The 8636-nt window shown below is 63.1% G+C and carries 9 protein-coding genes; 5 read left to right on the forward strand and 4 right to left on the reverse strand.

Features of this window, described 5'->3' with window-relative positions:
• Nucleotides 1-432 precede the first annotated feature (432 nt).
• Nucleotides 433-1701 (forward strand): DUF445 family protein, encoded by a 1269-nt coding sequence (locus tag Q7S20_11620; protein MDO8502479.1) that lies wholly within the window; start codon nucleotides 433-435, stop codon nucleotides 1699-1701.
• A gap of 206 nt (nucleotides 1702-1907) precedes the next feature.
• Nucleotides 1908-3239, forward strand: a complete 1332-nt coding sequence (locus Q7S20_11625; GenBank protein ID MDO8502480.1) for a hypothetical protein — start codon at nucleotides 1908-1910, stop codon at nucleotides 3237-3239.
• A gap of 24 nt (nucleotides 3240-3263) precedes the next feature.
• Here Q7S20_11625 and nhaA read toward each other — a convergent pair whose 3' ends face one another.
• The gene (gene nhaA, locus Q7S20_11630) at nucleotides 3264-4556 is read right to left on the reverse strand and encodes a Na+/H+ antiporter NhaA (protein ID MDO8502481.1); all 1293 of its coding nucleotides are present in this window, start codon (nucleotides 4554-4556) and stop codon (nucleotides 3264-3266) included.
• A gap of 137 nt (nucleotides 4557-4693) precedes the next feature.
• Here nhaA and Q7S20_11635 point away from each other — a divergent pair, with 137 nt between their 5' ends.
• Together Q7S20_11635 and Q7S20_11640 are read left to right on the forward strand one after the other, a co-directional pair.
• Nucleotides 4694-4840 (forward strand): hypothetical protein, encoded by a 147-nt coding sequence (locus tag Q7S20_11635; GenBank protein MDO8502482.1) that lies wholly within the window; start codon nucleotides 4694-4696, stop codon nucleotides 4838-4840.
• A gap of 130 nt (nucleotides 4841-4970) precedes the next feature.
• On the forward strand, nucleotides 4971-5903 hold the full coding sequence (locus Q7S20_11640; GenBank protein MDO8502483.1) for a hypothetical protein: 933 nt from the start codon (nucleotides 4971-4973) through the stop codon (nucleotides 5901-5903).
• A gap of 15 nt (nucleotides 5904-5918) precedes the next feature.
• On the opposite strand, the gene Q7S20_11645 is transcribed toward Q7S20_11640, so the two are convergent.
• The 3 genes from Q7S20_11645 to Q7S20_11655 form a co-directional block, all read right to left on the reverse strand.
• Nucleotides 5919-6125 carry a hypothetical protein gene (locus Q7S20_11645; GenBank protein MDO8502484.1) on the reverse strand — a complete coding sequence of 69 codons (207 nt, stop codon included), beginning with the start codon at nucleotides 6123-6125 and terminating at the stop codon, nucleotides 5919-5921.
• Nucleotides 6126-6165: 40 nt separating this feature from the next.
• Nucleotides 6166-6519 carry a hypothetical protein gene (locus Q7S20_11650; protein MDO8502485.1) on the reverse strand — a complete coding sequence of 118 codons (354 nt, stop codon included), beginning with the start codon at nucleotides 6517-6519 and terminating at the stop codon, nucleotides 6166-6168.
• Nucleotides 6520-6804: 285 nt separating this feature from the next.
• On the reverse strand, nucleotides 6805-6939 hold the full coding sequence (locus Q7S20_11655) for an NAD(P)(+) transhydrogenase (Re/Si-specific) subunit beta (GenBank protein MDO8502486.1): 135 nt from the start codon (nucleotides 6937-6939) through the stop codon (nucleotides 6805-6807).
• A gap of 156 nt (nucleotides 6940-7095) precedes the next feature.
• Here Q7S20_11655 and Q7S20_11660 point away from each other — a divergent pair, with 156 nt between their 5' ends.
• Nucleotides 7096-8418: a hypothetical protein gene (locus Q7S20_11660; protein MDO8502487.1), complete on the forward strand. Its 1323-nt coding sequence runs from the start codon at nucleotides 7096-7098 to the stop codon at nucleotides 8416-8418.
• Nucleotides 8419-8636 lie beyond the last annotated feature (218 nt).

An 8636-nucleotide genomic window follows, 5' to 3' on the forward strand; every position in this document is an offset into this window, starting at 1 on the left:
GTAACCTGCCGAGAGGGGGTGGGTCTCGCCAGAGCTTTGAAACCTGAGACTGCTACCTTGGATGCATTCCCGCTGCGCGTCCGCGTACCCGCCCGGACTGCCGGACTCGGAACACGGCTTGAGGGAACACGGCTACAATCCACCGGTAGTATTGCGTTTTCCGGGCAACGGCGTTCCTTCTGTGCGCTTGAAGCCGGTCGGATGACTGGCTCGCCGGCATTCCGTCGAGCCGATACCCCATCGCGCTTCCCGGCGGAAAGAGGTGGACGATCGGCGAGCTCATCCTCGGCATTGCCCAGCACGATGCGTATCACACCGGCCAGATCCAGATGCTCAAGAGACTGTGGGCCGCACGGTAGGGGCGATCACTCAGTCGTTGCAAGAGTGATAAACTTCCTCGATGCAATACAGCCATGACATGAGGTCGTCGCGTTGACCTCACCCCCTGACAACTCGATCCCGCTCACTGCCTTCGACGAGGAAATACGCGCGAAGCAGTTAGCCGACATGAAGATGCGCGCCGCCGGACTACTCGTCCTGGCGGCGATCGCCTTCGGATTCTCCCACTACTTCGGCGCACGCTACCCCTGGCTCGGGTGGGTCCAGGCGTTCTCGGAAGCAGCCATGGTCGGCGGGCTCGCCGACTGGTTCGCGGTGACGGCGCTGTTCAAGCACCCGATGGGAATCCCTATACCGCACACCGCCATCATCCCGACCCGCAAGGACCGCGTAGGCGCAGTCCTCGGCGCATTCGTAGAGCGAAATTTTCTCAACCGCAACGTCATCGAAGCCAGGCTGATCGACGCCAGACTTGGCGAGCGGCTCGCGCGATTCCTCAGTGATCCCGTCAACAGCAGAGCCGTGGCGCGGCATGCGGCGCGCGGTCTGGTCGCCGCCGCGGAATCACTGCGCGACGAAGACGTGCAGGGGATGATCGACGCGACGATCGCCGAGCGAATTAGGAAGACGCGTGTTGCGCCGCTCATCGGCAGAGGACTGTCGCTCATGACGACCGGCGACCGCCACCAGGAGTTGCTCGACGAGGGAATCAAGCTTGCCGCGCGAGCAGTCACCGAAAACGAGGATCTCATTCGCCGCCGGATCGAGGCCGAGACACCGTGGTGGGTGCCGGGCGTCGTGGACGACAAGATTCTCAAGAAGATCATGCGGGGAATGGAGCGCACGCTGGCCGAAGTGCGCGACGACAGGAATCACCCGCTGCGCGAGCGATTCGATACCGCGCTCAAGAAGTTCATCGACGATCTCCACAACTCTCCCGAAGTGATGGCGCGCGCCGAGGAGCTGAAGGAGGAGCTTTTGAGCGCGGATGCGGTGCGGCATTTCTCCGCATCGATCTGGACAGACACCAAGGCCACTCTGGTGCGGCGTGCAGAACGCGCTGAGGAGTCGGACGTCGATACGATCTCGACCGGACTGGCAAGTCTCGGCAAAGCGATCCTCGACGATCCGATGTTACTCGAGCGCGTGGATGGGTGGCTGCGCAACGGCGTCGTAGGCCTCGTCGAGCGATATCAATCGGAAGTGAGCGACCTGATCGCGCATACGGTGCGCGGCTGGGATCCGACCGCGACGTCGCAGCGGATCGAGCTCGCCATTGGCCGTGACCTTCAGTTCATCCGCATCAACGGGACGATTGTCGGCGGACTCGTCGGTCTGATCCTCTACGCAATAACACGGTAGCCAGACGCCAGACGCACTACGGAGGCGTCGAAGCGGCTACGATGCTTTGCGTCTGGTTGATGCAGTTCGTGTACGTGGTGATGTCAGGTCCTGTTTCCAAAGTGCTCATACGTGCATATTCTGCGCGCCGCGCCTGTGCTGGCCGGTTCCAACCATCGACCCGCGCCGCACAGCATCTGGCGTGGGCAAGAGACTACGAGAGGATCATGCGTTCATTTAGTATTGCTGCTTTGTTGCTTGCCGCGTTGCCTGCATCGGCAGCGGCGGCGGGGTTTTCGGGCCCTGCCATCGGCCCCGTGCCGGTCGAGTTCATCCTGTTCGGCCTCGTGCTGGCGTGTGTGGCGCTGTTCCACCGGCACACGTTCGGCATCGCGGTCACCGGCGTCATCGTCATTACGCTGTACAAGATCATCGCATCGCCCTTTGTGACGGGCGCTGGCGTGAGTGGCTTCGGGCTGCACCTGGAGCATGAGTGGGTGATCCTGGTCAACCTCGGATTGCTGCTGCTCGGTTTTGCGCTGCTGGCCAGGCACTTCGAGGAGAGCGGGGTTCCCGCCGTGCTCCCGCGGTTCCTTCCGAACGACTGGAAGGGCGCCTTCGTGTTGCTGCTGATGATCTTCGTGCTGTCGAGCTTCCTGGACAACATCGCGGCGGCGATGATCGGCGGCGCCATGGCGCACACCGTGTTCAAGGGCAAGGTGCATATCGGCTACCTCGCCGCCATCGTGGCGGCGTCGAATGCGGGGGGTGCCGGCAGCGTGGTCGGCGACACCACGACAACCATAATGTGGATTGCCGGCGTGAGCCCGCTCGAAGTGGTGGAAGCCTTCGTCGGTGGAGGGTTGGCGATACTGGTCTGCGGCATCCCCGCTGCCATGGCACAGCAGAAGTACTCCCCCATGCAGTCTGATTCGGCGTCAAATGCCCGGGTCGACTGGACGCGGGTGGGCGTGGTCGCTTCCATCCTGGCGGCGGCGGTGATCGTGAACGTGGTGGTCAACGTCCATTACCACGAAATATCGGATCGCGCTCCGTTCCTTGGCGCGGCGGTCTGGGTGGCGATTCTCGGGACGGCGGCGTTGCGCAAGCCTGAGTGGAAGCTCCTGCCCGAGACCCTCAAGAGTTCGATCTTCCTGCTCTCGCTGGTGCTGTGCGCGTCGATGATGCCGGTGGAAAAACTTCCGGCGGCGGGGTGGCCCACGGCGCTCGGGCTCGGGTTCCTTTCGTCGGTCTTTGACAACATCCCGTTGACGGCGCTGGCGCTCGCGCAGGGCGGCTACGACTGGGGTTTCATTGCCTATGCGGTTGGCTTCGGGGGCTCGATGATCTGGTTCGGCTCTTCGGCCGGCGTGGCACTGTCGAGCATGTATCCTGAGGCGCGGAACGCAGGCCAATACCTGAAGAAGGGCTGGTTCGTCACGGTGGCGTACATCGTGGGCTTCTTCTTCATGCTGCAGATTCTCGGGTTCCATCCGGGCAGCACACCCAGGACGGCCCGGCCCGCGGAGACGACTGCGCCAGCGGCCGTGGTGCGCTGACAGGACGTGATGGCCCACTCCGCCTCACTGCTTCGCGACGTTTCTCAGCAGGAGATACCCGGCCGCGCCCGCGAGAATCGAACCCGCCAGGATACCGAACTTCGCCGCGTCCATCTGCCCCGATTCGCCGAAGGCAAGACCGGCGACAAAGAGCGACATTGCGAATCCAATTCCGCCGATCCACGACACGGCGTGAATCATTTGCATCGTCACACCGGTGGGCAGTGATGCGCCGAGAAAACGCACGGCGAACCAGCTGCACGCCGTGATGCCAATCGGCTTGCCGGCGAGGAGGCCGAGCGTCACACCAATCGTGATTGGACTGCTGACAAAGCGTTCAATCGTATCGACGCGCACGCCGGCGTTCGCGAGGGCAAAGATGGGCATGATGACGAACGCGACGGTGGCGTGGAGCGCGTGCTCCAACCGAAGCAGTGGTCCCTGAACGTCGCCGCTCGCGAGATCGAGCTGGTGTATCGCCTCTTGTTGTCCCTTGCTCGTCAGCACCAGCAGGTCGCCGGTCTCCGTGCGATCGAATTCATCCAGTAGCGCACGAGCACGTGTGGAGTACTGGTCGGCGTTGATAGTTGTGTGCGCGGGGATGACGAGCGCAAGAATCACACCGGCGATCGTCGCATGAAGCCCCGACGACAGGAGGGCGAGCCAGAGGAGAACGCCGAGAAGCAGATAGGGTGGCAGGGAGGTGATCCTGAAGGCGTTCAGGCAGATCAGTACAGCAACGATCGCCACGGCGGCGCCAACGGCGAGCCACGAGATACTCGTGGTGTAGAAGACGGCGATCACCAGCACGGCACCCATGTCATCCACGATCGCGAAGGCTGTGAGGAACACCTTCAGCCCAATGGGAACGCGCGACCCTACAAGCGCAAGCACGCCGAGCGCGAACGCGATGTCCGTCGCCATCGGAATGCCCCAGCCGGCTGCACCTTCGCCGCGGAGGTTGAGCATTGCGTACAAGGCCGCTGGAACGATCATCCCGCCGATTGCGGCCGCGATCGGGAGGGCCGCCTGCCGGATCGAGGCCAGTTCGCCGACCAGCAATTCGCGCTTGATCTCGAGGCCGACCAGCAGAAAGAACACGGCCATCAGCCCGTCGTTGATCCAGTGCTGAAGCGACTTGACCAGTGGCGCGGAGGGTGGACCGATCGCGATGACGGACTGCCAAAGCGAGAAGTAGCGGTCCCCCCACGGGGAGTTGGCCCATGCGAGCGCTAGGAGCGTGCATGCGAGCAGCGCAATCCCGCCCAGCGCGCCGGTGTGCGCAAATTCCTGGAACGGTTGCAGCGCGCGCGTCAACAGGCGGTTTCGGGGAGGCCGGTGCGAGCGGGTGTGGGAGTCCGAAGGCATGGAGGCAACGTAAGGACCGCGGATCACTACGAGAAGTCCGTGGCAGGGTCGCCGCCGGGCCGGCCAACGCCGGACGGGAGCGAAGTGTGGCGGTCTTGACGCGCCGGGGCGCGTCACTCGACAGCCGTTTGGCCCCCCATAGCGAGTTGGCGTCGAAGACTACCGTCGTTACCCAGTGCGACGAGGGGCACAAGTTCGTGCCGGAGATCCTGGGGCTCGATACTGGCGAGTAGCAGGCGGCGCGCCACGTGGTGCGCCGCCTCACGCGTGCGCAGCACGAAGAGGTCGACGATGGTGATGCCGCCTGGGGGCGGGAACGCCCAGGTGGCAGCGGGCATTTCGAGTTTTCCCTAATATACAACCATGCGGCTTTCGCTCCGGTTCATCGTTCCGCTGCTCCTCGCGCTCGCAGCCTTCGCCTACGCGCTGGTGCCGTTCGTCGACGGGCTCACACAACAGTGGTTTGTGCGGGACGTCGAGCTGCGCTCAACCCTCGTCGCGAATTCCGTGCAGGAACAACTGCGCGACCTGCTGCGCGCAGGCAATAGCACGCGCATGACACAGTTCTTCACCCGTCTCACGCAGGACGAACGCCTCTTCGCCGTCGGCTTCTGTGCCCCCCAAGGTCGTGCGCCCGTGGCAACGCGGTCGTTTCCTGCGGAGATCAAGTGCGCCGACCTCGAGAAGTTCGCGGAACCGGCTGCACGCCAGCTCGGCACCGCGCGAAGTTCACTCCACGTTACCATCTCGCCCGTTGAACTCGACGGGGTCTCCGCCGGCTCGCTGGTGCTCGTGCACGACATGAGCTTCATCGGTCGCCGCAGTGCGGAGACACGGAAGTACCTGTTCTATCTTTTCGTGGGCCTCAGCGTTGTCGTCTCGCTCATCACGGTGGTCATCGCGCAACTGAGCTGGCGCGGGTGGGTGCAGGGACTGCGCGCCCTGATGCGTGGTGAAGGCCTGCTGCGTCCTTCCGGAAAGGATGAACCCTCGGAGCTGCGGCGAGGCGACTTCGTGTTTCGTTACGTGGATGAGGATGGGTTCGGAAAGCCCCAGAACGCGTTCCTGGTGTGCACGTTCTGGTACGTCAGCGCTCTCGCGGCACTCGGCCGTCGCGACGAGGCGCGGGCACTGTTCGAAACGCTCCTCGCCTGCCGCAACCGGCACGGCCTGCTGGCGGAGCACATCGATCCGTTGACGCGCGAGCAGTGGGGAAACTTCGTGCAGACGTACAGCATGGTGGGACTCATTGGTTGCGCGGTCCGTCTTTCGATGCGATGGGACCAGGCGTTCTAGCCTCGTGCAGGAGCGCTACGCGCTCTTGCGGAAGAACACTAGCATCGGCCTGATGCCACAACCGATCCACAGAACAACAAACCACCACACGCTCACATTCAGAATCTCTGGTATGAGCTTCACGATGATGAGGGCCAGGAACATCGCGGCACCGAGTGCAAGCTTCGTGTCGACAATACCGAGCCGCCTGGCTCGAGAGTCAAAGTACTCCCAGAGTGACATCGTCTTGCCCCCCCCTTGAATTCGTGTCGTCGAGCTCCGTCTACCGGAAACCAGGCCCGAGCGCCCACACCAGGGCAAACACCGCAGCGCCAGCGAGCAGCACAATCAGCAGGTAGCGCTTGAAGTGGGCCATCGTGGCCGGCTCGTCGTTAATTGTCGTCCCCTCAAATCGGGCGATGTCGATGTAGCGGGCGCCAATCATCAGAGCAATGATAAGCCAGTAGGCCAGATCCGCGATTGACCAGCCGGCGCTCTCATAGATCAAGAACGCCACAACGACCAGTGCGAGGTTGCCAGCCAACATCCAGACGAGCCGTGCGAGGCACCCGACTGGACTCTGGTCCTGGGGTTGTGAGGGGGGTTGTTCCACCTTTTTGACCGCCATCGTCGCCACGCCTCTCGCCTCCGTGAGGAAGCGAACGCTGTGGCTGGCGGCCCGACCAGCTTGTCATGTCCTCCGAGGGGTGTTGCGCTCCCGCGGACCCCGTGCTGTCCCTGTGTGCCGTAGCGTAACAGTTTCGGTGCCTCCGGGCAACCGCGGATCACGAGGACTGTTTGCTATCAACGCCATGTTGCGTGACCGTCACCATTCATGTTGGGCACACCACAAACGCACGGGCCGCCGCAATTGCGACGGCCCGTGGAACGCGTGGCGACAGTGCGTCGAGCTACTCTCGCACTACTCCACGGTGCGCACCTCGTTGATGAGGGCCGTCAGCGACTTCTTTGCATCGCCGAACAGCATCGAGTTCTTGCGGTCGTAGAACAGCTCGTTGTCGATGCCGGCGAAGCCCGGATTCATCGACCGCTTCATTGGGTTGGCCCGGTCCATGTCCAGCAGCGACGGCTACGACCTGTCCCCAATATGTTAACCCGCGCATATTTCGCGAGCCGCGCCTGACATGGCGGGTTCCCACACAATCAACCCCGCGCTGCGCAGCATCTGGCATGGGCAACAGACAAGAAATTCATGCGTTCATTGAGTATTGCGGCATTGCTGCTTGCCGCGTTGCCTGCACCGGCGGTAGCGGCCGGGTTTTCGGGCCCTGCCATCGGCCCTGTACCGATCGAGTTCATCCTGTTCGGCCTGGTGCTGGCAGGCGTGGCCCTGTTCCACCTGCACACGCTGCGCATCGCCGTCATTGGCGTCATCGTCATTACGCTCTACAAGCTCATCGCGTCGCCGTTTGAGACGGGTGCAGGTGTTGGTGGCTTTGGGCTGCACTTGGCGCATGAGTGGGTGATCCTGACCAACCTCGGCCTGCTGCTGCTCGGTTTTGCGCTGCTGGCGAAGCACTTCGAGGAGAGCGGGGTTCCCGCCATCCTCCCACGGTTCCTGCCGGATGACTGGAAGGGCGCCTTCGTGCTGCTGGTGCTGATCTTCGTGCTGTCGAGTTTCCTGGACAACATCGCGGCGGCGATGATCGGCGGGACCATCGCGCACACGGTGTTCAAGGGCAAGGTCCATGTTGGCTACCTCGCCGCCATCGTGGCGGCCTCAAACGCGGGCGGCGCCGGCAGCGTGGTAGGTGATACGACAACGACGATGATGTGGATTGCCGGAGTGAACCCGCTCGAAGTAATTGAAGCCGCCATCGGTGGAGCGTTGGCGTTGATGGTCTTCGGCATTCCCGCAGCGCTGGCGCAGCAGAAGTACTTCCCCATCGAGGCGGACCCGGCATCGGATGCCCGGGTCGACTGGACGCGGGTTGGCGTGGTTGCCGCGATCTTGGCTTCGGCCGTCACCGTAAACGTGGTGGTCAACGTCCACTTCCACGAGATTTCGGATCGCGCACCGTTCCTTGGCGCCGCAGTTTGGGTGGCAATTCTCGGAACCGCTGCGCTGCGCCGACCCGAGTGGAAGCTCCTGCCGGAGACCCTCAAGAGTTCAATCTTTCTGCTCTCGCTGGTGCTCTGCGCGTCCATGATGCCAGTTGAGAAACTGCCGCTGGCGTCGTGGCCCACGGCGTTCGGGCTGGGCTTCACCTCGGCGGTGTTCGACAACATCCCACTGACCGCGCTGGCGCTTAAGCAGGGAGGTTATGACTGGGGCTTCCTGGCCTATGCGGTTGGGTTCGGCGGCTCGATGATCTGGTTTGGGTCGTCGGCAGGCGTGGCGCTCTCCAGCATGTATCCGGAGGCGCGCGATGCGGGCCAATACCTGAAGAAAGGCTGGTTCGTCACGGTGGCGTACATCGTGGGCTTCTTCTTCATGCTGCAGGTCCTCGGGTTCCATCCAGGCAGTACGCCCAGGACAGTACAGACTCCGGCGGCCGCTGCCGCGGTGCGCTGAAGACCACGCGCGACTGAGTTTGAGTAGAGGTTGCCCGGTCTTACGGCCGGGCAGCCATCGGATCCACGATCTCGATGAAGGCGAATGGAAGTCGGTGTCTCGCGTGCAGACGCGGCGGATGCCGTCCTCAGCAATACCGACCTCTCGACGTTCCTCGACACGAACCGCATTCAGGGGCCCGGGTGTCGGCCAATCGCCCTTGACTTCGGCCCTCAACA

Source organism: Gemmatimonadaceae bacterium, assembly GCA_030647905.1.
GTDB lineage: Bacteria > Gemmatimonadota > Gemmatimonadetes > Gemmatimonadales > Gemmatimonadaceae > UBA4720.